The organism is Paenibacillus tritici (genome assembly GCF_018207515.1).
Taxonomy (GTDB): Bacteria; Bacillota; Bacilli; order Paenibacillales; family Paenibacillaceae; genus Paenibacillus_AQ; species Paenibacillus_AQ tritici.
On sequence record NZ_CP073365.1, the window covers coordinates 7158838 to 7183270 of the forward strand.

18 protein-coding genes are annotated in these 24433 nt (G+C 54.5%); 5 read left to right on the forward strand and 13 right to left on the reverse strand.

What is annotated here, in order from left to right:
* Window positions 1-52 precede the first annotated feature (52 nt).
* The 10 genes from KDC22_RS30820 to KDC22_RS30865 form a co-directional block, all read right to left on the reverse strand.
* On the reverse strand, window positions 53-523 hold the full coding sequence (locus KDC22_RS30820) for a GNAT family N-acetyltransferase (RefSeq protein ID WP_246553121.1): 471 nt from the start codon (window positions 521-523) through the stop codon (window positions 53-55).
* A gap of 48 nt (window positions 524-571) precedes the next feature.
* Entirely contained in the window at window positions 572-1624 is a 1053-nt protein-coding gene (gene fni / locus KDC22_RS30825; protein WP_246553805.1) for a type 2 isopentenyl-diphosphate Delta-isomerase, read from the reverse strand.
* A 252-nt stretch (window positions 1625-1876) separates the two neighbouring features.
* Window positions 1877-3352: a phytoene desaturase family protein gene (locus KDC22_RS30830; protein WP_211721383.1), complete on the reverse strand. Its 1476-nt coding sequence runs from the start codon at window positions 3350-3352 to the stop codon at window positions 1877-1879.
* The gene (locus KDC22_RS30835) at window positions 3349-4542 is read right to left on the reverse strand and encodes a glycosyltransferase family 2 protein (protein WP_246553123.1); all 1194 of its coding nucleotides are present in this window, start codon (window positions 4540-4542) and stop codon (window positions 3349-3351) included. Before KDC22_RS30835 ends, KDC22_RS30830 begins: the two co-directional genes overlap by 4 nt.
* On the reverse strand, window positions 4503-5243 hold the full coding sequence (locus KDC22_RS30840; RefSeq protein ID WP_211721384.1) for a lysophospholipid acyltransferase family protein: 741 nt from the start codon (window positions 5241-5243) through the stop codon (window positions 4503-4505). Before KDC22_RS30840 ends, KDC22_RS30835 begins: the two co-directional genes overlap by 40 nt.
* Window positions 5212-5997, reverse strand: coding sequence for a carotenoid biosynthesis protein (locus tag KDC22_RS30845; protein ID WP_211721385.1), 786 nt, complete (start codon window positions 5995-5997; stop codon window positions 5212-5214). Before KDC22_RS30845 ends, KDC22_RS30840 begins: the two co-directional genes overlap by 32 nt.
* 2 nt (window positions 5998-5999) lie before the next feature.
* Complete coding sequence (locus KDC22_RS30850; protein WP_211721386.1) at window positions 6000-6857, reverse strand: phytoene/squalene synthase family protein; 858 nt, start codon at window positions 6855-6857, stop codon at window positions 6000-6002.
* A complete protein-coding gene (locus tag KDC22_RS30855; protein WP_211721387.1) occupies window positions 6850-8370 on the reverse strand; it encodes a phytoene desaturase family protein in 1521 nt (506 codons plus the stop codon). Before KDC22_RS30855 ends, KDC22_RS30850 begins: the two co-directional genes overlap by 8 nt.
* Window positions 8367-9923, reverse strand: a complete 1557-nt coding sequence (locus tag KDC22_RS30860; protein WP_343221855.1) for a phytoene desaturase family protein — start codon at window positions 9921-9923, stop codon at window positions 8367-8369. Before KDC22_RS30860 ends, KDC22_RS30855 begins: the two co-directional genes overlap by 4 nt.
* A 240-nt stretch (window positions 9924-10163) precedes the next feature.
* On the reverse strand, window positions 10164-11105 hold the full coding sequence (locus KDC22_RS30865) for a MerR family transcriptional regulator (protein ID WP_246553125.1): 942 nt from the start codon (window positions 11103-11105) through the stop codon (window positions 10164-10166).
* 370 nt (window positions 11106-11475) lie between these two features.
* On the opposite strand from KDC22_RS30865, the gene KDC22_RS30870 reads away from it, so the two are divergent.
* Complete coding sequence (locus tag KDC22_RS30870) at window positions 11476-12930, forward strand: phospholipase D family protein (RefSeq protein WP_211724258.1); 1455 nt, start codon at window positions 11476-11478, stop codon at window positions 12928-12930.
* A 453-nt stretch (window positions 12931-13383) separates the two neighbouring features.
* Here the strand turns inward: KDC22_RS30870 and cls are convergent, their stop codons facing one another.
* Complete coding sequence (gene cls, locus KDC22_RS30875; RefSeq protein WP_173136042.1) at window positions 13384-14892, reverse strand: cardiolipin synthase; 1509 nt, start codon at window positions 14890-14892, stop codon at window positions 13384-13386.
* A gap of 182 nt (window positions 14893-15074) precedes the next feature.
* On the opposite strand from cls, the gene KDC22_RS30880 reads away from it, so the two are divergent.
* Together KDC22_RS30880 and KDC22_RS30885 are read left to right on the forward strand one after the other, a co-directional pair.
* Window positions 15075-15992, forward strand: a complete 918-nt coding sequence (locus KDC22_RS30880; protein WP_211721388.1) for a TetR/AcrR family transcriptional regulator — start codon at window positions 15075-15077, stop codon at window positions 15990-15992.
* A gap of 56 nt (window positions 15993-16048) precedes the next feature.
* Entirely contained in the window at window positions 16049-19231 is a 3183-nt protein-coding gene (locus KDC22_RS30885; protein ID WP_211721389.1) for an efflux RND transporter permease subunit, read from the forward strand.
* A 357-nt stretch (window positions 19232-19588) separates the two neighbouring features.
* Here the strand turns inward: KDC22_RS30885 and KDC22_RS30890 are convergent, their stop codons facing one another.
* Window positions 19589-20284 carry a TorD/DmsD family molecular chaperone gene (locus tag KDC22_RS30890; protein WP_211721390.1) on the reverse strand — a complete coding sequence of 232 codons (696 nt, stop codon included), beginning with the start codon at window positions 20282-20284 and terminating at the stop codon, window positions 19589-19591.
* A gap of 375 nt (window positions 20285-20659) precedes the next feature.
* On the opposite strand from KDC22_RS30890, the gene moaA reads away from it, so the two are divergent.
* On the forward strand, window positions 20660-21661 hold the full coding sequence (moaA, locus tag KDC22_RS30895) for a GTP 3',8-cyclase MoaA (protein ID WP_211721391.1): 1002 nt from the start codon (window positions 20660-20662) through the stop codon (window positions 21659-21661).
* A gap of 40 nt (window positions 21662-21701) precedes the next feature.
* Window positions 21702-22670 carry a copper amine oxidase N-terminal domain-containing protein gene (locus tag KDC22_RS30900; RefSeq protein ID WP_211721392.1) on the forward strand — a complete coding sequence of 323 codons (969 nt, stop codon included), beginning with the start codon at window positions 21702-21704 and terminating at the stop codon, window positions 22668-22670.
* 376 nt (window positions 22671-23046) lie between these two features.
* Here KDC22_RS30900 and KDC22_RS30905 read toward each other — a convergent pair whose 3' ends face one another.
* Window positions 23047-24402, reverse strand: coding sequence for a helix-turn-helix domain-containing protein (locus tag KDC22_RS30905; RefSeq protein WP_211721393.1), 1356 nt, complete (start codon window positions 24400-24402; stop codon window positions 23047-23049).
* Window positions 24403-24433: the final 31 nt, after the last annotated feature.

The following is a 24433-nucleotide window of genomic DNA, read 5'->3' on the forward strand; positions in this document are numbered from 1 at the left end:
GAGACTGCCTTGGGACCCCACAACACTGCTATTTCCGGCCTATCCGGCCTACTTACAATGTCTTCGACATTGTAATATCCGTAACCAGGAAGCCCATCTTCTTATACAGCTCGAACGCACGGTCATTCTGCCCGAAGACATGCAGTCCGATCTTGGTCACATTCATCTTCCGGGCTTCTTCGTCCAGCAGAGTTAATGCCAGTTTGCCGTAGCCCTTGCCCTGGAAGGGCTCAAAGACATAAAAGTCATAGATGAACGCTTCCCGCACTCCACGGTTCTCATTCACGTTGAACCAGATGTACCCCGCCTGGGTCTTCGTCTCAGTCTCCACTATAGAATAGAGATAAGCCCCCTCCGTGTAGAGCCCTTTGGGCAGGAACCGCGTCATCTCTTCCTGGGATAGCTTCATGGCTGTCTCCGCATCCCAGGCTCCGGCTTTTATTTTGTCTTCTGCGAAGTCACGGGTAGATTGTCTTAAGAAAAATTGAAATGTCGATTCATCCATTTGAACCAGTGTAATCATAATGTTAGCCCTTCCTCTTGTTCCATAATCATCGTCTTGTCCCTACCGCTACCGCCGGAGAAGACGCGGGGTACCGCGCAGTGCGGTAAGATCCGGCGCTCCGATGCCGAACATTACCGTCCGCAGCTCCAGCTCCACCTGGGCCAGCGCCTGATCCAGCGCCTCCTCGGAGCTGACGGCCGGGCCCAGCAGCCCCCGCCCGAAGCCCGCCAGATCCGCGCCCAGCGCCAGAGCCTTCGCAGCATCTACCCCATGCTTCAGCCCGCCGCTGCCGATAAGCGCGCCATGCGGAGAGATGCCGCGCACCTCGGTAATGCAGTCCGCCGTGGGAATCCCCCAGTCGGCGAAGGCCTCCGCAGCCGCGCGCCGCACCGGATCAATGCTGCGGAACTTCTCCACCTGGCTCCAGGAGGTGCCGCCCGCACCGGCAACGTCGATGAAGGCAGCCCCTGCCTGATATAGCCGGGCTGCCGTATCGCCGTCAATTCCCCAGCCGACTTCCTTGACACCCACCGGAATCTCAAGACTCCGGCATAACGCCTCTATCCGCTTCAGCAGGGAGCCAAAGCCGGTATCGCCCTCCGGCTGGAACACCTCCTGCAGTCCGTTCAGATGAAGAACCAGCCAGTCGGCTCCTGCAATCTCTACTGCACGGCGGCACTCGTCTACACCGAAGCCGTAGGAGAGCTGTACCGCTCCGACATTGGCAATGACCGGAATCGTGGGCGCCCTGCCGCGCACATGGAAGGTCGGCGCCAGCTCCGCGCGTTCTACAGCGGCCCGCACTGAGCCGACGCCAAGCGCCCAGCCCCGGCGCTCAGCGGCTTCGGCAAGCCGGTCGTTGATGCTTCCGGTCGCCAGGCTTCCCCCGGTCATGGAGCTGATCAGCAGCGGGGTGCGCAGCGTGCGGCCCAGAAATGCTGTACGCAGCGAGATCTGCTCGAAGTCCAGCTCCGGCAGTGCGTTATGACGGAACCGGTACTGCTCGAAGCCGGTTGTGATTCCGCTGCCGGCGACATCCTCATTCAGGCAGAGCCGTACATGCTCAATCTTCCGTTCTCCGGTTCTGGAGTCGGGCAGCAGAGATTGATGTCCGGCCATGCCTGAAGCAACCTGCTGAACGGGTTCAAGCCCTGTGCCTGACTGCTCAACAGAGCTCTGCGGTACGCCATTCTGCGGCATATCATTCATGCTGTCTTCCTCCGCTCTGTGTCATTATATATGTTCATATCTATTATGTTCATATCTATATGGAAGCGCTTTTTCTATCTTACTCAGCGCTGCTCGGCACAAGTACATTTTATTATAACACAACCCTGCCTGGCCGTTGAATGCAGACAGGGCCATATCCCCTCACCAATGGCTGGCAATGTATTCACCAACCAGCCGTCCGGAGAGCGAGACAACCGGTGTTCCCCCTCCGGGATGGGTGGTGCCGCCAACATACCAGAGTCCCTGTACATCCCTTGAGCGGTTGCCCGGACGGGAGAAGGTCTGCCTTACCGTATTGGAGGATATCCCGTATATGGCTCCCTGATGCGCCAGCGTATCACGGGCGATATCCTGCGGGGTATAATGCTCCAGCACCTCCGCTGCGGACAGCCCTGTGATTCCATGGCCCTCCAGTACCGACATTACACGCTCCCCGTAAGCATCCGTCTCCGCACTCCAGTCACAGGCCGGGCCCAGATAAGGCGCATTGGCCAGGATGAACAGATTGCTGCCGCCCGCAGGCGCCATCTCAGGCTCAGAATAACCCGAATGGCACACATAGACCGCCGGGTGCTGCGGAGGACGTCTATGCTCGAAGATATCCTTGAATTCCTGTTCATAGTTCTCCGGGAAAAACACCGTGTGATGCAGCAGCGCATCATACGTGCGCGGCACTCCTGCCAGCGTGACCAGCCCGGACAGGGACGGCTCGTACGCTTCAATTCTGCGGTCCGTCATCCCGGGGCGGACCGCTTCGGGCAGCAGCAGCCGGTTGATGCTCAGCACATCGCCACCGGCAATGACCGTCTTGGCCGGATAGAAGCCCTGCGCCGTATCCACACCTTCTACCGCACCGGAGACCACGGATATCCCCGTGACCTCCGTTCCTGTCATTAACTTCACGCCCAGATTGCGGGCCAGGGCAGCCAAGCCGCTGACTAACTCATAGGTGCCGCCCTTCACACCGTATACGCCTTCCTGAATCTCCAGATGTCCGAGCATGGCAAAGATGGAGGGAGAACGATAGGGCGATGACCCGACATAGGTGGCATAGCGGCCCAGCATAGCCAGGGTATTCGGATGAGAGAAATAACGGAGCAGCAAATCATGCAGACTAAGAAAAGGCCTTACCCGCAGCAGGTCCCGCACAAGGGAAGGGGATAACTTATCCCTCCAGGACAGCAGCAGCCGGTTCAGGAACTGCTTCTCGCTGAGCCGGTATAGACGGGAGGCTTCCGCCAGAAATTCCGGGTAACGCGAAGCATCTGCGGAACTGTAGGATGCGATCTGCTCACGCATTCTCCCGGTATCCCGCGATAGATCAACCACTTTGCCGTCAGCGAACACATTGCGTGTCCGCGGCTCCAGTTCATAGAGCTGAACGTAATCCTCCATGCTGGCCCCCGCAAGCTCATACAAGGAGCGGAAGACATGGGGCATCGTAATTGTACTGGGACCCCTGTCGAAGGTGTAGCCTCCCGTCTCCACACGCTGCAGCTTACCGCCGGGCTGCGGCTGCCGTTCCAGCACGGTCACTTCCCAGCCTTTGGCGGCTAGGGTTACCGCGCAGGACAGACCTCCGAATCCGGCGCCTATAATCACAGCCTTCGGTTTCATTCATAACGCCTTCCTTTCCATTCATAGCCCCCGCGTGTGCGGCTTCCGTTCCAGGATGCAGCCGCAATCAGGGATAAGCAGAGCATAGCCGCCGGGAGAAGAATACAATACCAGAACGGCTGCTTACCGGCAGCATCGCTCGTCCGCTTGACAGCGATACCAGTCAGCAGCGCAGCAGCAGGCCAGATGGCTGCGCCGAACTGACCGCTCAGGCAGTAGTATAGAACGGCAGCAGGCGGCAGAACGTACAACGACAAATACAGGAACAGTACAGCCAGCAGGAGTATAGGGCTGCGGCCGATACCGGCATAGATATTCTTCCGGTAACCGTTCCATACCTGTTTGGCATTGTGATACATCCGCATCGACACCTGCTCCGTGATATCCATGAGCCTTACCGTCTCTCCCGCCCGCTTCACGGCCCGGGCCAGCGCCATGTCATCCACCAGCGCACTGCGGATGGCCTGATGACCGCCGCAGCGGTCATAGCTGCCGCGGCGGATCAGGATGAAGCCGCCATGTGCCGCAACAAACCGCGGATCTCCAGAGCCGCTGACCAGCGGAACCGGCAGGTGGCAGATGATGGTGAAGACCATCAGGGGAACCACCAGCCGCTCCAGCCATGAACCCGTAATCTGCCGGGGGAAGCCTGTAATCATGCCGCTGCCCGCAGCTTCGGCTGCAGAGAGAGCCGCCTGCAGCGCCCCCTGCTGCAGACGGACATCCGCGTCGAGGAACAGCAGCCAGTCTCCGCTTGCAGCTTCCGCAAGCTGAGCGCAGGCATGGGACTTGCCAAGCCACCCCTCCGGCAGCGCCCGGCCCCGCAGAACGCGTACCCTGCCGCCACCGGCCGCAGCAACCATAGCCCCTGTTCCGTCTGTGGATGAATCATCCAGAACGATGATCTCCACCTCTACTCCACCGGTGCTGCAAGCCAGCACCGAGGAGAGGCAACCGGCAATGTTATCTGCTTCATTGCGGGCAGGGATCAATACCGACAAGCGCCGGACCCGTGAGGTAGCCTGCGCTGGCTGAACCTTCACCTCTCTCCTCCCCGGACCTGCACCTATTACGGGAAGCTGGGCTGCATTCCATAGCGCGAACAACAGCTGGAGCAGCAGAATACCTGACAGGATTTGAAAGAACAGATTCATCGTCTCCCCCTGCCCGGCCGCAGCAGATCCAGCCACTCATTGGTGGATCTCCCTCTGCGCAGCAGCGGCCTGAATTCATCCGGCATGTACCCTTTATGATGAATGATCCTGCTCCGGTGTGCCTCCAGTTGTTCACTAAGAACAGTCTCCAGCGTGCGGGCTATTACGGAGCGGTCCATCTCCGCCCAAGGCAGGAGCTGCGGCACTCCGGCCAGCAGTGTAGCTTCCGGTTTGGTATGACGGAACAGGCCGTGATATAACGTTACTGGCACCACGGCAGTCTGCGGACTGAGGCGCAGCACTAAGGCCGCCCCTGCCTTCAGGCTCAGCGGGCGGTGCTCCAGCGGCAGAATTTCACCTTCGGGATACATCCAGACACTCTCCCCTGCTTGCAGTAATCCGGCTGTATAACGCAGCGAAGCCCGCAAGTCGCCTGTGCTGCCGGAGTTAATGGAATAGGCCCCAAGCTTTCGGAAGAAGGCATATTTGCGCAGCTGCTCCTCTTCCATCATGAAGTAATGGCGGCCGCCGGGCAGCTTCCCGGCGGCGTGATAAGCCAGCAGACCATCCCACCACGAGCTGTGATTCATCAGATAGAGAATCCCCCGGCCTGCGGCGGCAGAGGGCTGGAGTTCGCCGCTGATTCCGATGGAATGGAAATGTCTGCGCAGCAGATACATTGAATTATAGCGGTAGAACATCCGGTCAAAGCTTCCCGACTTGACGGCTTCCAGCATAACGCAGACTCCCTTCAGCCAGAGCAATACCCGCCACGGCGATAACCGCACAGGCTGGCAGTCCCTCTGTAAGACTGATCAGACCGAACATAATCAGAATCGCCTGATACAAGCGGGTGCCCCGGCGGGCAGCAAGCCGGGCCACCGGCACAGCCGGAAGCAGCATGGACAAGAGCCCGCCTGCAATCAGCCAGCCGCCGAAGTTGCTCCAGGGTACCTGGTAGAAGCCCCCGCCGCCCTCCCAATGCCAGAAGCCCCTCGCATGGGCAACAGGATCGAGCACCAGATCCAGCAGCACCGTCCAGCAGCCCACCTGAACAGCCCGCAGCAGCCGCAGCCTGAAGCCCCGCTGTCCGGCATCATGACTGATCAGTACGGCATTGCACACGACAGCGATCCAGGCGAAGCCCAGTGTAACCGGCACACCGAAGAATAAAGGCCCCAGAATAGTAGAGTAACTATAATCTCCAAACAACCGGCCGGAATGTACACCTACCCATTCGACCGCCATTCCTCCCAGCCAGATCAGCACCAAGGAGTACAAGAATCGCGGTTTGCGCCAGCCTCCCGAAGAATTGACTGACCAGTCAGACATAAAAGGCTGAACTCGCCCCTTGGATAATAAATCCACGGCATATGCGGCATAGAACACGAGAAACAATCCGTTAGAGAAACGCAGGCTTTGGGGAATTCCGAACCAGATCAGCAGCAGAGCGCCAATGACATACCAGATCCAAAAAAGAATTCTGACCATCCTCAGACCACCGCAGTTCTTATACCGGCATAACGCACCACCGTACGCTGGAACAGCTGGAGCTTGGCTTCATCACTGACATAAGAGCGCTTGTGAAAAACGTCATAACCGTCTGCCTCCACCGCATCCAGAATGGCCGCATAGAAGGAAGCGGCGAGTTCAATGGCAAGTCCGCTCTCCAAAGGATACGTGTGCACATTCTCCAGCCCCTGGCGGAACCAGCCCAGCGACTCTGTCTTAAGCTCCTGGATTACTGCGATAAACCGCGGGTTGACCTCCCCGTCTTCCAGTTCCCGCTGGCTGTAGCCATGTCTCCCCATCACCTCAAGCGGCACATACCTCCGTCCTCTGCGCAGATCCTCCCCTACATCACGGATGATATTCACAAGCTGCATCCCTATCCCCAGAGCAATTCCAGCCGTACGTGCCGCTTCACTCTGATCATCCCGCAGGACGGGCAGCAGCATCTCCCCAACAGTCCCCGCTACAAGATAGCAGTAGTCCTGAAGCTGCTCCATCGTGTCATATTGAGTGAAGGACAGATCTCTGAGCTGACCCTCCATTTGCAGATGGAAGGGCTCACGCTGAAGCTGCGGGAAGCTGCTGAACAGCCAGCGCAGCGCCGGCCAGATGAAATGCCCTTCCGCCGTCTCCAGATTCCTGAAATGCGCCCGCAGCTCATGAATGCTGTACGGCGAATGTTCAGGCTCATCCACACTATCATCTATAATCCGGCAAAAGGCATAAATCACATGCACCGCCTCACGCCTGGGACTTGGCAGAACATCAAACGCTTTATGAAAGGAGGTAGACCCTCTCTTCATCAATTCCTCGCATTGCTGCAGTATCCTTTCATTCATCTACGCTCATCTCCTTTATCATTTGCTGAACGGCAAGATTCGCTCCCTGCATCACAATCGGCACACCGCCGCCGGGGTGGACGGATGCGCCTGCGGCATATAGCCCTTGGAGCGGATAGGGCTTCGGCTGGGGCCGGAATACCCCCGACTGGCTCAGCAGCGGGGCAATGCCGAAGCTGCCTCCGCCGTACATCCCTTCCTTCTGGGCATCAGCGGGAGTTCTTAGCCTCCGCCAGATCAGACTCGCGGCAAGCCCGGGGAAGCCCCGCTGCTCCGCATCCGCCAGCACCTTGTCGGCCAGCGCTCCGGCCAGCTCCCCCCAGTCCTTATCCGGTGCTGCCGGAACGGGAACAAGGAAATACAGCACGCTTTGTCCGGGAGGGGCCGCGCTGCTGTCCAGCGCTACCGGATTGAATACATAATAAGAGGAATCTGCGGGGATCTGTCCCCGGTCAAACAGCTCATGAAGGCTGCTGTTCAGACTATCCGGCAGGAAGAACTGGTGAACCAGTGACTGCGGCCACCGTTTGTCCGTAGCCGCATAGATCAGCAGGCAGCCCGAGGAAGGCTTGAAGCTCCCCCGCTTGATACCTTTAGGAGATATGCGGCTGCCCTTATTTGCACTTACACCCAGAGCGCGCTCCTGCTTGAATACACCCGGTGGAAGCAGCTTCTCGACATGCGGGAAATCACCGTTATACAGTACAGCATCATAAGGGATCTCCTTCCCTTGAACAACAACTCCGCGGCAGCGGCTTCCCGCAACAAGCAAGGACTCCACTTCTGTGCCCGTATGAATCTCTGTCCCCCGGCTCTCCAGCTCCCGGGCCATGATCTGCGGCAGCGTGCCATACCCGCCCTTCAGCATCCAGATGCCGAAGGCATGTTCGGCGTAAGGGAGCATCGTGTAGATACCCGGGGTGCGGAACGGCGCCCCTCCGATGTACAGGCTCTGGAGGGAGAAGGCATCTCTAAGCTCCTCATGCCGGAAATACTGGCCGACGGCAGAGCGCAGGCTCTGGTAAGCGCGCAGGCGGACCATCAGCGACAGGTTGGCTGGGCTGAAGAACTCCCGCCCGTTCGGATACCCCCGCTCAAGAAATGAAGTCCGGCCCTGCGGATACAGCACTGACATCTCGTTCATGAATCGGGTGAAGCCCTTGCCCTCTCCAGGATAGACCCGGTCAATCTCCTCCGCCTGCGCCGCAGCATCGGCGAACTTGGTCAAGACGCGCCCGCTCCTGAAGTGGACCCGGTAGAGCGGATCACAGTGCAGCAGCTCCAGGCTTCCGCGCGGCAGCCCGCCTTCTTCCAGAATCCCCAGCAGCATCTCCGGCAGCAGCACGATGGTAGGCCCACGGTCAATCCGGTAGCCGCCCTCCTCTTCAAAAGCGACCCGCCCGCCCACCTGGGCAGCGCGCTCATATATCACAACCTCATGCCCCTGACGGGTGAGCAGCAGCGCTGCCGTCAGACCGCCGATCCCGCTGCCCACGATGGCAACGCGGCTCATAGCGGCACCCCTGCGCCCGCGCCGTGAGCGCCGGTCTGCACAGTGAATCTGCCCCGCACAGCCTGGTCATGCTTCCGCAGCAGCTGCGCACTGATCTTGGCCGACTCGAAGATCGTCGGCAGACCGCTGCCCGGATGTGTTCCGCCCCCGACCAGCCAGATGCCGCGCACCTCCTCGAAGGTGTTGTGCGGCCGCAGATGCATCATCTGCCCCAGGTTATGGGCCAGATTGAAGGTTGCACCGTTATAGACATTCTGCTTGTCCTGCCAGTCCTGCGGCGAGAAGAACAGGCGCTCTTCCACCCGTCCGGCTATTCCCGCGAGCTGCGGGATCTGCTCCAGCCGTTCCATCATCCAGTCCTCAACCTCAGCGCGCTCCTGCTCCCAGTTGATATCTGCACTCAGATTCGGCACCGGCATCAGCACATAGAGCGAGGATTTGCCCGGAGGCGCCAGCGTCTTATCAATGACCGAAGGATTATGGATGTAGATGGAGGCATCATCCGACAAGACGCCCAGCTCGGTGATCTCCCTGACATTACGCCGGTAATCTGCGGCGAAGTGAACCGAATGATGATCAAGCTCCACCTCTCCATCTATCCCCAGATAGAGCATGGCTGTGGAGCAGGAATATCTTTTGCGGGCAATCTTGGCGGGGGTATACTTCTTCAGCAGGCCCGGCTCGAACAACTGTGTCATCGCAGAGCCGAAATCTGCTCCAATCACAATGTAATCCGCCTCCACCTTCTCCCCGCTCTCCAGCAGCAAGCCTGCGGCATGTCCGTTCTTGACCAGAATGCGCTTCACTCCGCTTGCCGTATGCACCTGCCCGCCATGCTCCTGAATCACCTCGGCCATGGCCTGAAGCACACGGTTAATTCCGCCTATCGGGTGGTACAGGCCGTAGCGGTGTTCCATGTAAGACAGAATCGTGAAGGTGCCTGGACATTCCCAGGGCGACATCCCCAGATACTTGGCCTGGAACGTGAATGAGAAGCGCAGCCGTTCATCATCGAAATACCGGGACAGCCGGTTGTATACGTTGTCTGCGGCATTCAGCTTGGGCAGCGCATGCAGCACATCTCTTTTCATATAATCACCGAGCGATTGGAACGGACGCTGCAGCAGCGGAATCACCCGCTCCAGCTTGTCGCCCTCTTCGGCCATGAACCGGCGGTAGCCGTTACCGTTGCCGGGGAATAGCCGCTCAATCTCTTCAGCCGTCTGGACCTGATTCGTGGACGGTGTAAATACGGTATCTCCAAAATGCAGGGAATACAGCGGGTCAAGCGGCTTCAAGGAAACATAGTCATGTACAGACCGCCCTGCCAGAGCGAACAGCTCCTCCAGCAAATGCGGCATCATCAAAAAGGTAGCCCCCCGGTCAAAACGGTAATCTCCCAGCCTCAGTTCTCCTGATCTTCCGCCAACCGTGGCCTGCTGCTCGTAGAGCTCCACTTCATATCCTTCGGCGGACAGCAGCATCGCTGCGGCCAATCCGCCCGGCCCTGCGCCGATTACTGCAACTTTTGCCGTACCTGTGGTTCCAGTCAAGCGGCTTCCTCCTTATACCTGCTACCTGCAATATGTAGGCAGATCTCTATTTCCAAACATTATACAAAAACTGTACAATAGTTATACAAGTATAATACCCATTTTGTATAGCCATGTAAATATCATCCTCCGGACTTCCAGCAATTAGATTACTAGACTTGTCCGAAGCACAAAAAGAACCGGCCAGCCACCCTTAGCGGGTTCCTGATCGGTCCAAATATTAGTCTGCTCTATTAAAATTCAGTGAGCCTGCTCATTCTTAGGCCTGATTCCGGTGAATTCCTGATCGAACCAGGCCTGCCACTGCTCTGGAGGCTCGGTCATCCTGTAGGTCGCCCTGGTGTCTTGGGACCTGGACGATTCATAGGCTCTGCCGCCCACAATAAGCTGCATCTCCGGGTACAGGCTGCCCAGCCGTCCAAGCAAATCCTCAGTGTAGTCTACAAGGTCTTCATTCGTAACGGATAGACAGACCGCCCCGATCCGGTCTTGCTTCACCAGCATATCCATCACGCCCTCCTCAGGCGTATTGGCCCCCAGGTAGATAACCTCAACCCCGTTCCTGCGCAAAAACAGCGAGAACAGCAGCAGCCCGATCTGATGATGCTCTCCCGCCGGACAGAAGGCAAGCACCTTCGGCAAATGGGCATACACAGGAAACACATGAAGGAACTGGGACAGCCGGCTTGAAATCATATGCGTCATATAATGCTCCTGGGCCACCGTTGCCGTTCCCTGCTCCCAGGCCTCGCCGACCTTCACCAGCACCGGCACAAGCACCTGATGCACCATCGCCTCATAGCCGTACAAGGAGAACCCGAAGTCGATCAGCGCATCCGCACGCTCCCCCTGGATTTCGAGCAGCGCCGCATAGATCTGCTGCTTCATTTTGTCCATGGCATCCTTGGGGTCCCCACCCGCTGCGGACAGGCGTTCATCCAGATCCTTCTGCTTATGCTTCTTCAGCATCCGCACGGCATGTGAGATACTGATGCCCTGTTTATCAGTCTGTTCCTTCAACCAGCGAAGGTCCTCAATATTCTCCTGATTGTACAGTCTATAGCCGGACTCGGTACGCTCCGGAACGACAGCCTGATACCTGTTCTCCCATGCCCGCAGAGTGACAGAAGGAATATCGAGCATTTCGACGACCTGTTTGATGGAATACACGATAGATTTCACTCTCTTCCTGTTAACACTGAATACTTTTGAAGATTCAAACCTTATACAAATTATTTACACTCATTATACATTTGCTTGTCTGTTATGTCATTAGAACTTGTATAATGCAGCTTTACAGGAATGATTCGGAATAAATTCAGCGGATTTAGCAAAAATACATCTTTCAGGTCATTTTGCACTCTGCTGCTTCACTTCTCCTTAGCGGGCGTTATAGGTACTTACAATGCCTGCGCCAAGTATACGAACACCGGCACCGCAGCACAACCAGGAGGATTATTCTATGAATCGAAGCAGCCGCCCCATCACACCCGAACAGTTGCAGCTAACCCTGGCTTCCGGTGCCATCACAGCCACCCGCCGCAAGCGGAGAATGCGGCTCGTCCTGCGCCGGCCTCGGCTATGGAGTGCCGTTATCCTTCTCCTTCTATGGCTTGCCGGGGTAATGGTCTACCAGACCCATAAGCCGCTTCCGCCCGGACTTTCCATGGAGAGCCCTGCTTATAAGGTAGATAAGGTTGACTTCTGGCAGGATCTGTCCTATCAGGACAGCAGCGGGGCACAAGCGAGGGAAGAACAGATTCTGCCGAGAATGCTGGAGATCATAGAAGAATCCAGACAATTCCTGGTGATTGATCTGTTCCTGTTCAATGGTTACACCCACACCGACCAGCAGTTCCCGGCAGTCAGCCGGAAGCTTACCGATAAGCTGCTCGCCCACAAGGCCGCCTATCCCGGAATGGAGATCGTCTTCATCACCGATGAGGTGAACACGAATTACGGCTCTGCTCCTAACGCCCTCCTGGAAAAGATGAAAGCAGCCGGAATCAAGGTGATTCTGACCGATGTGGATGACCTGCGCGATTCGACTCCGGCTTATTCGGCGGTCTGGCGCACCTTCATCCAGTGGTTCGGCCAATCCGGCACAGGCTGGATTCCGAATCTGATGGCCAGCGGAGGGCCCGATATTACCGCACGTTCCTATCTGAAGCTGCTGAATGTCAAGGCTAACCACCGCAAGGTTGTACTCAGTGAGAACACCGCGCTGATCTCCTCCGGCAATGTGCATGACGCCAGTGCCTATCATTCCAATATTGCCCTGGAGGTGCAAGGCCCCATCCTGGCGGATATTCTGCAGAGCGAGCAAGCTGCGGCTAATCTGTCGGGAGCCGATCCCCTGCTGAGCAAGCAGCCTGACTTCGGGAAGCCTGCCGCCACCGCCGGAGGGGCTCCGCTTGAAGTCCGCTATTTGACCGAAGGCAAGGTGTACAAATATGCTCTGGAGGGCATCGCCTCAGCAGGACCGGGGGATGTCATCTGGATGGGCATGTTCTATCTGGCGGACGATGGGATCATTGATGCCCTGCTTGCGGCAGATGCAAGGGGCGCTGAAGTCAGGCTGCTGCTTGATCCCAATCAGAATGCGTTCGGACGGGACAAAATCGGCATCCCGAACCGCCCCGTTGCCATGGAGCTGGACCAGAAATCCGCAGGCAATATCCTAATCCGCTGGTACAATACGGGTAAGGAGCAGTATCACAGCAAGCTGATGTTCATTGCGAAGGCGTCCGGCGACTCCATCATCCTGGGCGGATCCACGAATTTCACAACCCGTAATCTGGACGATTATAATCTGGAGAATAATCTCTTCGTGTCCGTGCCGCGCGGGCAGCCTCTCTATGCTGACATGGAAGGCTACTTCAACCGTCTGTGGAACAACGAAGGAGCCGAGTACAGCCTGCCGTTCAAGGAATATCAGAGTGAGCTTACCTGGATTAAGTATATGATCTACCGGATACAGACCCGCCTCGGGTTCACTACCTTCTGATTGTACCCAGTTGTGCCCAGGCTCAGAGCAATAGGGGGAAATGTCCGGGGGTGGGAAATTGGAACCTCTGAGGGTACTGCCTCCTCCTGCTACAAGCAAGTGGAATAACGTATCTTAATATGCGCATTTCTGATGGATTGCCGGAAGCAAGTGGATAAACGGCATCTAATCATATTCGTTTTCGCTGCTATGGCAATATCGGGCGCAATTAAGTGCTGTTTATCCATCTGCTGACGTAGCAGCGCTCATTCGTTCATCAGCAAGTGCTGTAAATCCAACTGCTTCAGTCTACGTAACATTAGAGCTTGTGCGGTACGCTATTGCAGAACACGGGTGCCATCGGAGTTATTCCGTATTCTTCTATTGTATAACTCCCTATTCAAAAGACTGCGAAAATCACAAAAACGGTACCGTCCATTTACAGGACGGTACCGTTTTGAATTTTTGTCCCGCCTACAGCAGCGGGGACATCAGCCGGGCTGCCGATTCCAGCAGCCGCTCCAGCAGTCTTTTCTCCATGAAGGTCTCATGGACAATCTGCCGCGTGGACTGCAGGTCACGCTCGAAGTCTGCGACAATGCGCGAGACACTCTCGGTCTGCAGCAGCAGCGCATTCACCTCAAAGTTAAGATGGAAGCTGCGCATGTCCATATTGGCGGTCCCGATCGTCGCAATCTCTCCGTCTGCAATCAGCAGCTTGGAGTGGATGAAGCCCTTCTCATATTCATAGATCTTCACGCCTGACTCCAGCAGCGCCGGGAAGTAGGAATGGGACGCCAGGAAGGGAATCCATTTATCCGGCTTGGCCGGGAACAGCAGTCGCACATCCAGACCCGACATTGCCGCCACACGCAGCGCAGTCAGAATATCCTCGTCAGGAATGAAGTAAGGGCTGGCGATCCAGACCGACTTCTCTGCTGTGGTAATCATCGAGAAGAAAATATTCTTGAGGGCACGCCGCTCATTATCCGGGCCGCTGGCAATAATCTGCACCGCCCCGTCTCCGGTGGTGAAACGAAGCTGCGGGGAGAGATAATCCTGCTCCATGATTTTTTCGCCGGTGGTATGCATCCAGTCCTGGAGGAAGATAATCTGCATCGTCCGCACTGCTTCACCTCTCAGCAGCATATGCGTGTCCCGCCAGAAGCCGTAGGTCTTGCTGCGGCTTAAGTACTCGTCGCCGACATTCAGCCCGCCCATGAATCCCACATCGCCGTCAATGACAACGATTTTGCGGTGATTCCGGTAGTTCACCCGGCTGGAGAAGAAGGAGGTCGAGTTGCCATAAGCAGCCACCTGCACCCCGGCATCACTGAGCTCCTTAAGGAAAGCCCGGGACAATTGAATGCTGCCCACCGCATCATACATGAACCGGACAGCAACGCCCGCGCGGGCCTTCTCAATCAGAATCTGCTGAATGCGCGTACCGATATGATCCGCTCTGAAAATATAATATTCCATATGAATATGATGCTGCGCCTGACGCAGCTCAAGCAGCAGGGTGCCGAAGGTTTCTTCCCCGTTCGTCAGGATACGCGTCTCTGAGCTGAAGGAGATCGACGTCCGGCCCAGTCTTTGCGATAATCCCAGCAGCTTCTGCCGCGCGGGGGTGAACACCGACCAGTCCTGGTGCATCCGCAGCGCGTCATTCTCAATCCGTTCATAGGCCATCAGATCGCGCTGGGCTTTTTTGTCATACTTGCGCCGCTTGAATACATTCTGTCCGAACAGGAAATAGAACACAAGTCCCAGCACCGGAATCAGCGCAAGTAGCAGAATCCAGGATACCGTGGTAGAGGGATTGCGGTTCTCCATGAAGATCCCCAGACCGATAGAGATGACCGTCAAGGTGGAGAAAATACTAATAATCGTTCCGGCAGTACTGCCGAAAATCCCAAATCCAAAATAATAAAAAGCCAGCATAGCACCTATGATGACTATGGCCTGAAGTCCTCTTCTCATATGCAACCTACCTTCTCATTCTTCCGTTCATCACCAAACTGACACATTTATATATTACATGAAGAATCGTTATCTTCCTACTGAAACTGCAAATTTGTAATGCTGCAGGATATATAATATAATCTCTCTGACCATTCAGTCAAATACAGAACTTCATAGTCAGAACGGGGGCCAGGCTGGCATTGACCGCTAAAAGCACGACCAAAAAAGAACAAATCATCAAGACAGCCATGCAGCTGTTTGCTGTGAAAGGCTCGTCCTCTACCTCCATGCAGGAGATTGCCGAACTATGCGGGATCTCTAAGGGAAGCCTCTATCTGATCTTCAAATCCAAGGAGGAGCTGGAACGCAGCATCTACATCTATTGCTTCCGGATGATTCATGATCCCCTCCAGCGGGAGGAGCAAGAGACCGGCAGAGCGCCACGGGAGAAGCTGCGTAACCAGCTCGAAATTCTGCTTAGCCATGTCTACGAGCTGCGCGAATTCCTGCAGCGCCAGTTCCAGGAGGTAGCCGGCAGAGGCATAACCGAGACCCCGGACTGGGTAGCGCAGAATAACGCTGCCCTGCTGCGCTGGTTCCAGCATAAGCTGGAGCTCATGTACGGGCCTGAGATTCTGCCCTACGCAGGCGATCTGTGCCTGCTCAGTCATGGCATGATCCACGCCAGCATCAAGCTGCTGTTCGGCGGGGAGGCCTCTGTCTCCATCCCTGACCTGGCGGACCGCCTGGTGGACTGGCTGGATATTCTGGTATCCGGCCTGCTTGCAGGGCAGCCCGCTCCCCTGATCTCTTCCGCAGTCCTCGCCGCATGGGCCGAGGGATACGGGGAGAACCCGCGCCAGAGTCCGCTTCAGCTGATCAAGGCCATGAAGCTCCTGCTCAGTGAAGCGGACGGTTCGCACCATGAACATGCCGAAGACGGGCTGGAGTCGCTGAACATCCTGGAGAGCGAGATTCTTACCTCCCACCCCCGTAAAGCGATCCTTCAGGGCATGATAGCCAATCTCCAGGGATACCCTGTGTTATCCGTCGAACTCAGTCAACTGAAGAAGCAATTCGCTCCCTTTATGCAGACTTCCTGCGGGCTTCATGAATGACCCATGCAGCACGCTTCAAATATCAAGAATAATTGTACTGGAGGATCGACTCACTAATGAAAAGCCTAATTAATTTCTCACTCCGTAACAAATTCGCTGTCTGGCTGCTGACGATTATTATCGTCTTCGCCGGTCTGTACAGCGGGTTGACCATGAAGCAGGAGACCCTGCCTAATATTAGTATCCCTTATCTCAGCATTACTACTATTTATCCCGGAGCCGCACCCGAGGGCGTCGTGAATGATGTCAGCAAACCGCTGGAGCAGAAGCTGCGCAACGTGGACGGCGTGAAGATGCTGACGTCCACATCGCTGGAGAATGCCTCCAGCGTTACTATTGAATTCGACTATGGCACCAATCTGGATAATGCAACCGCAGCGGTGCGCGAAGCCCTGAATGAGGTGTCGCTGCCGGATAATGTGCAGAAGCCGCAAATCTCGCGCTTCAGCCTCAGCTCGCTGCCGGTCATCTCACTCAGTATCTCTGACGAGAGTTCAGCCGATCTGGAGGAGCTGACCCGGATTGCCGAGAACGATATCCGCCCCGCTCTGGAAGATGTGGAAGGCGTAGCCTCCGTCCAGATTGCCGGACAATACGTCAAAGAGGTGTCGCTGAAGTTCAATCAGGATAAGCTGAAGCAATACGGGCTGACGGAGGACACGATCAAAGGCATCATCCAGGCCTCCTCCCTTCGCGTTCCGCTGGGGCTGTTCGAGATGGACAAATCCCAGAAGGCTGTTGTCGTTGACGGCAATATCACTACGGTGGAAGACCTGCAAAATGTCAGCATTCCGCTAATTCCTTCCGCCGCTCCAGGCGGTGCTGCCGGAGCGGGCGCAGGTGCGGCTGGTGCTGGTGCAGCTGGCGGTACCGCCGGTGCAAGCGCAGGAGCTGGTGCACCTTCGGGCAATGCCGGTGCTGCGGCCATGACCGGACTGCCGACAGTGAAGCTGAGCGAACTGGCTGCTATTGAAGTAGTCGGCAAGTCGGAGTCGATCTCCCGCACGAACGGCAAAGAGTCGATCGGGATTCAGATTGTGAAGGCCAACGATGCCAACACCGTTGATGTCGTCAATGGAGTCAAAGACAAGACGGAAGAGCTGAAGAAGCAATACAAGTCGATGGATCTGACGGTGCTGCTGGACCAGGGCAAGCCGATTGAGGATTCCGTGAATACGATGTTGTCCAAGGCTGCATTCGGCGCCCTGTTCGCCGTACTCATTATTCTGCTGTTCCTGCGGAATATCCGTTCCACCATTATCTCCATTATCTCGATTCCATTATCACTGCTGATTGCTGTATTATGCCTGCGGCAAATGGATATTACCCTCAACATGATGACTCTCGGCGCTATGACCGTCGCCATCGGGCGGGTAGTCGATGACTCCATTGTCGTGATTGAGAACATCTTCCGGCGGCTTACACTGTCCGGCGAGAAGCTGCGCGGCAGAGAGCTGATCAGCGCGGCTACCCGTGAGATGTTCGTGCCGATCATGTCTTCAACGATTGTTACGATTGCCGTCTTCCTGCCGCTCGCTTTTGTCAGCGGTATGGTCGGTGAGCTGTTCCTGCCGTTCGCCCTGACCATGGTGTTCGCGCTGCTGGCTTCGCTGGTTGTCGCAATTACCCTTGTGCCTGCGCTGGCCCATACCCTGTTCCGCAATGGACTGAAGAAGAGCAAGAGCAGCCACGGGGACAAGCCCGGTGCCATGGCCGGAGGGTATGTCAAAATTCTGGATTGGTGCCTCTCGCACAAGCTGATTACCTTCGGCGTTGCCGTGCTGCTGCTGGCAGGCAGTCTGTTCCTGATCAAGCCGATCGGCGTCAGCTTCCTGCCTTCGCAGGAAGAGAAGAATGTTATGCTTACCTTCTCCCCCAAGGCCGGCCAGACGCTGGAGGATGTCAAGGAACAGGGGCTCGTGGCCGAGAAGTTCATTCTGGCACAGAAGCATCTGGACCAAATGCAGTACTCTATCGGCGGCAGCAGCCCGTTCGGGCCTAGCTCCGGCAATTCAGGACTGTTCTATGTCACATATGACAGCAACACGCCTGATTTCGATACCGTGAAGGAAAAGTTAATCGAAGGACTGTCCAAGGAAGTGCCGAATGGCGTGTGGGGCGATATGTCCGGCATGGCAGGCGGCGGCTTGGGCGGCAGTACACTTACCGTCAATATCTACGGCGATACGCTGGAGCAGCTCAAACCGGTAGCCGATGAGATTGCCGGAATCGTTCAGGCAGATACCAAGAACTTCAAAGACGGGGAGACGAGCCTCTCCGAAGCCTATGATCAATACACCATCGTGGCAGACCAGGCCAAGCTTAGCTCACTGGGCTTAACCGCCGGACAGATTGCGATGAAGCTAAGCCCTGCCGGAACCCGGCCTGTACTGACAGAAGTCCAGCTGGACGGCAAGGATTATAAGGTCTACATCGAGACAGACAAAGATTCCTATAGCAGCATTGAAGAAATGCAGGCCGCTACGCTCACCTCACCACTGGGCATTACCGTGCCCATTGGAGAGGTTGCCCGTATTGAGCAAGGCCAGTCGCCCGACTCCATCACCCGCGAGGACGGCAAAATGAAGGTCGATGTGACCGCCGAAATTATCTCGAATGACATCAGCAGCGCTTCAAAGGCGGTACAGGACAAAATCGACGCCCTGGATCTCCCGGATGGTGTGACCATCACCTTCGGCGGTGTTACCGAACAGATTAATGAAACGTTCGGCCAGCTGGGGATCGCCATGCTCGCGGCAATCGCCATTGTATATTTCGTGCTTGTGGTTACTTTTGGCGGCGGTCTGGCACCATTCGCCATTCTGTTCTCCCTGCCGTTCACAGTAATCGGCGCGCTGGTGGCCCTGCTTCTTGCAGGTGAAACCCTGAACGTCTCTGCCCTCATGGGCGCCCTGATGCTGATCGGTATCGTCGTCACCAATGCGATTGTATTGATTGACCGCGTAATCCATAAGGAACAGGAAGGCATGTCCACCCGCCAGGCCTTGCTTGAGGCCGGAGCTACCCGTCTGCGCCCGATTCTCATGACTGCGCTCGCTACCATAGGCGCCCTGCTGCCATTGGTTACAGGCCTTGAGAACAGCGCTGGAATTATCTCCAAGGGACTTGGCGTAACGGTGATCGGCGGTCTCGTCAGCTCCACGCTCCTGACCCTGGTCGTTGTACCGGTGGTGTATGAGTTCCTGATGAGATTCCGCAGCAAAAAGACATATGAATAACGGATGAACCTCCGTTTCAGTTATATAGAGTGGACCTAAGATAATAACGTAAAGCTCAGGCGTCACTGCGGTGAATATTTGGACTTCCGGCCGCTGTTGTCTCCAGATTTCTTGATTTATACCGCCTATTGCGGTTGAAATCCGGAGACAAAGGCGGACGCTACCGCTCCTACAGTTCCAAAATCCCCCTTCGATCCTTTAGGCTTTTTGTATTTTCTTCAGTTCAAGTAATATAAAGTGAAAGCAGAAGTTCAAAATCCGCAAGCAGAAATAAGGCGCCCTTCCGATGATGGAAGGGCGCCTTATTGGGTTAATGCTATAGAGAGTAAACTACACTTATAGCCACAGACCCGCGTATTAAGCCATGGCCGCCGCGCTGCTCTCCAGCGAAGCCTTCCAGACGCGCAGCATCTGCAGATCCTGCGGCAGGAATTCCTCCAGCATATGGCTGAGGCCAAGATAGAGCGGGCTGTCGGTTGCCTCGTTCATTCTCTTGCAGAACTGCGGTGTCCACTTCAGCAGGTGTTCTTCGAGGAATCTCTCCTGGATCTCCAGAAGCTCCATTGCACTGCGGATCGAGAAGCTGTTGTACAGCATCCGTTCGTGCATGATCGCCATGAATTCCAGCTCGATGGCAATATGGTCATCCGCTTCACCGCTGCACTTCTTGAAGACAATGCCCGCTGAGGCGTACACATCGGAGAGCACGTTGCAGAATTCTTCTTCACGGCCCAGTTGAGCCGCTTCACGGGCTACAAAGGAGCTAACGGCACGCTCGTTCATCAGCCGCTTATATTCGAGTTTCTCTTTCTCACAGATGGCCGGGAGCATCGTAGGCTCCTGACTGCACAGGTAACGCTTCAATTCACGGCCGCCTTCAGTCATTTCCGCAGCGACACTCATCTCACGGTTACGGCTCCACTGGGCGACCAGTGAGAGTGAGGGTTTTCTTCCATAAAAGTCCACAAGTAGCTGATATATTAATCCCCGACTCTCCAGCCAGCGGCTGCAAGCCTCCGGCACGACAAGCGATGGAACGGTTGGTATAGTCATTTTGCAAATCCTCCCTACTTAGTTTGCCGGATGCCCGGGGTAACCTGAGGTTGCCTCCTGAATCTTCCGGTATCATAGCTGTGCTCTTCGCAAAAGTGAAAGTATCTAAAGTTTGAATCTTCCGCACCTAAATTATATCGAATATGGTATGCGCTTTCGGTGAGCATTCTATGACCATTCCCTGAAATTGTCGCACTTTTGTCAAAATTAGCCTATGCCTTTCATCTTCTGTCCCCTATTATTTAGGTTGTCCGCACTTGCGGCACCACAAGCATTCCCCCTCGCGTATAGACCCGGGATCTTGTACATTGACGCAGAGGAAGGGTTTCTTTAAAATTTAAAACAAATAAAATCAACAGGTGAAGGAGCAACGCTATGGAGCCGCTGACTGACCCTTTTGGACGCATACATGATTACATCCGTATTTCGGTTACAGACCGCTGCAACCTGCGCTGTATCTATTGTATGCCTGCCGAAGGAATGCAATTCCAGCCGCAGGACGAGATTATGAGCTATGAGGAGATAACCGCTGTGGTGGAGTCTCTTGCGCCGCTAGGCTTGCGGAAGGTCAGGCTGACCGGGGGCGAACCGCTGGTCCGTAAGGACCTGGAGAAGCTGGTAGCCATGATCTCTGCTATACCCGGCATTGAAGATATATCCTTAACTACGAATGGACTGATGCTTCCGGCAAAAGCGGCTGTCCTCAAGCAGGCCGGACTGTCACGCGTGAACATCAGCCTGGATTCGCTGCGGCCGGACCGCTTCTCCATGATCACCCGTGGCGGCGATGTCGCCAAGGTGCTGAAGGGCATTGAAGCCGCTGAAGCTGCGGGTCTGTCCCCGATCAAGCTGAATGTCGTACTCATGAAAGGCATTAACGATGACGAGATTAAGGACTTCATCGCCTTGACCCTGAACAGCCCGCTGAATGTACGGTTCATCGAATATATGCCGATTGGTAGCGCCAGCGATGCCTGGCGGCAGACCTATCTCCCGCTGGAGACTGTCATAGAGGCCTGCAATGAAGCAGGCTGGACCACCGAGGAAGCGGATATGCCTTCCGGGAACGGACCTTCGCAGAACCAGCGTGTCACCAGTGCGAAGGGAACCTTCGGACTGATCCATCCGGTCAGCGAGCATTTCTGCGATAACTGCAACCGGCTGCGCCTGACCGCCGACGGCAACATCAAAGCCTGCCTGTACTGGGAGGATGAATATAATGTGCGCCCGCTGATCAGCGACCCCGCTGCGGTGCAGGCGCTGTTCCGCCAAGCCCTGGGCAACAAGCCGCATAATCATGAAATGGCCCTGGCCCTGGAGCGCAAAGCCCAGAGCCATACGCCCACCTCCCGCCGTATGTCGCAGATTGGGGGCTGAGCGGCTGGTAGCCGCAGAGAAGAGGTCCATGATTAGGTTCATGGGCCTTTTCAAAAAAGACCTGGAAGGCTTACTTCCAGGTCTAACTTTAAATTTGTCATACTTTTTAAAAAGGAGAGGAGTTTCTAAATTGTCGATTCACAAAAAAATTGTAACAGTTTCTCTAATGCTTTTACTCATCTTTCAAGGTTCTATTTCTGCGGCTTCTGCGATCCGCCCCATTGCTGTAAATATTAATGGTGGCTTTATCGCCACCGACAGCAACCCATTTATTGTAGGCGGTAGAGTCATGGTTCCGATCCGAACCCTCGCTTCACTTGGTTTAAGCTATTCATGGGATTCCAAATCTCATACTGCAACAATTACTAATTCTACAAAAGATACTTTTAAAATGACTCAAGGACTGTCTATAGCTTATAAAAATGGGCAGCCAGTAAAAATGGATAGTGAAGCCAATAACTACAACGGACGCATGATGGTACCGGCACGTTTTGTTAGTGAAGCCTTTGGCTACAGTGTCTACTATGAGGGGACTCGCGGCATACTCTTTGTAACGAGCAAGGATTACGCAGTGGATTCAACTAAGCTTACTTCAAGTAATATACAAGAAGCCCGTATAGCAGCTATTTCTTTGCCCATTCAATATTCATTTAAGTCCGATCGCCAAGCAGAAAGTGATAAAAATTTAAATTACACGTACATTTTCGCCGCTAATGATGCCACTCGCTATATATATGAGAACGGATCAGTCTCCACTGTAGTTGAAATTAAGAATAATAAGGCGAACGCAGTCTGGCAATATAGCACTGGTGGTATCCCCGGTAATGATTTATATACAACCTTAGGAGGTAAACAACCGAGTTATATCGCTGAATTGCACGATGACTATTTCGACAATTCTGGAGGGAAATACAAGGCTTACTATACCGCTTCAGATGGATCTACCAAATCTTTTACTTATCAGCCCAAGAACTATGGAGAAATAATTCAACCTATTCCCCTACAATAGCAGAGCCTTAAGAGTAAAACCGTATATGTGGATTATGGCTTATGAGGAGAGGAATCATCAAGGAGTGCTCAATTTGGTTACCTCAAATTTCAAGACGGATATCTATAACGAAAGTTTTCCCGCAGGTACTTACAATATGGGGAGTATTGTGGATATGAAGGCTGTTGCACGTACCACTAATGGTCTTACTGTTCGAATTGTTCAAAGGGTGACCGCGGAAGATCATTATAACGTTAAAGTGGAAAAATAGAGAGCCAACTTCGGAATGTAAGACGAGGACCAAACTTTATACAAAGTACAACGGCTGAGGTCCGTGACAGGAATCTCAGCCGTTGTGTTAGGGATATCTATATATGTTAAGCCGTTTATACATGTCTCAGCCTGATTTCGGAATATCTGAAATCGAGATCTCGAAATCCACGGATATCGTCCCCCGGATTACATTATGCTCACTGTCTATTTTGGCGGATAAGTCCACGCCTTGCATCGTAACATCATCGCCTTTATAACGCTTGCGGGACAGATAGTAGGTTGCCAGTTCACTTCGGAACTGGGCATGGTGGTCATTCAGCATCAACCTGTTCCGTTCACCAAATATACTTGAATATTTGCGGTAAGGAATATAGGCAGCAAACCTCGTCAGAACATGATCCACATTCCATTTGTAGAGGTTAGCCGCTTGAACAATCTTGAACAACGCTGTAAAAATCTCGTTCTCCCGGGTTGAAATGTATTCAACATACTCATCCAGCACCTCGATCTGTCCGTCCATTAAGCGGTAAAGATAGGTATTAGCCGTTCCCCATTCTGTATATTGGGCCTTAATCTTTCTTGCTTCCTCATTGTCCTCCCGTATCCAGCTAAACTCCATATACAAGGGGATAATCTCCAGCGCAGACTTATATTCTCCGCACTCCTCTAAGACAGAGCTACGGAGAAGCAGGGCACTTAAAATATAAGCATATAACGGCCTTTTGTGTCCCTGTTTATTATTTGGCTTCCGGTCTGATTCTCTATGAAGCTCATATAGATTCGTAGCAACTCTCAACATTTCTTCGACAAGTTCCATAACCTTTTGCCACTCATGCAATGAAAAATACGTATTAGCCAACTGACGTAATGCATCTAATTGATTGACCTCGTCCAGTCTGCCCACATAACCTTCACATAAAGTAGCCGCTATCAAGTTTTTCTGCGGATCATCCCCGAGATTAATCAGAAATAACCGATATTGACAGAGCGCCAGACGTTCGGAATGCTGATATTTCTCGCTGGCTCCCACATTTTCATAGATTAAGGCTGCGGCCTGCCAGTCCTTCTGTTCAAATAACTCCTCGGCAATCTCAAACAGCAGCGGTGCATACAGCAGGTTATCCAATAAATTCTGTACGACCCGCTCAATGCAGTCCAGACGCGATAACGCCGCACATTGCAGGAGGAACGGCCGCAAACGCCGCCAGGTTGGAGCTGAATCATATAGACATTCATCCACATACTTACTGTAAAAGTAGTCCTCGGGAAGTCCCATCCCGCGAGTGACACGGGTTAGATGATTCATCGCCAAGGCCTGATGCCCCTTCATCACCCGGCTGAGTGTACCGGAATGGATACCGCTGTTAATCGCAAACTGATTAATGGACAGGTGATGCTTTAGAAGATAGGCCGCTATTTCGTCCCGGATTTTGACTGTATGCTCCACAGTTTCACCACCTTTTTTCGCACGCTTATCCATAGGATTTCAGATCTAACTTCTCTATTACTAC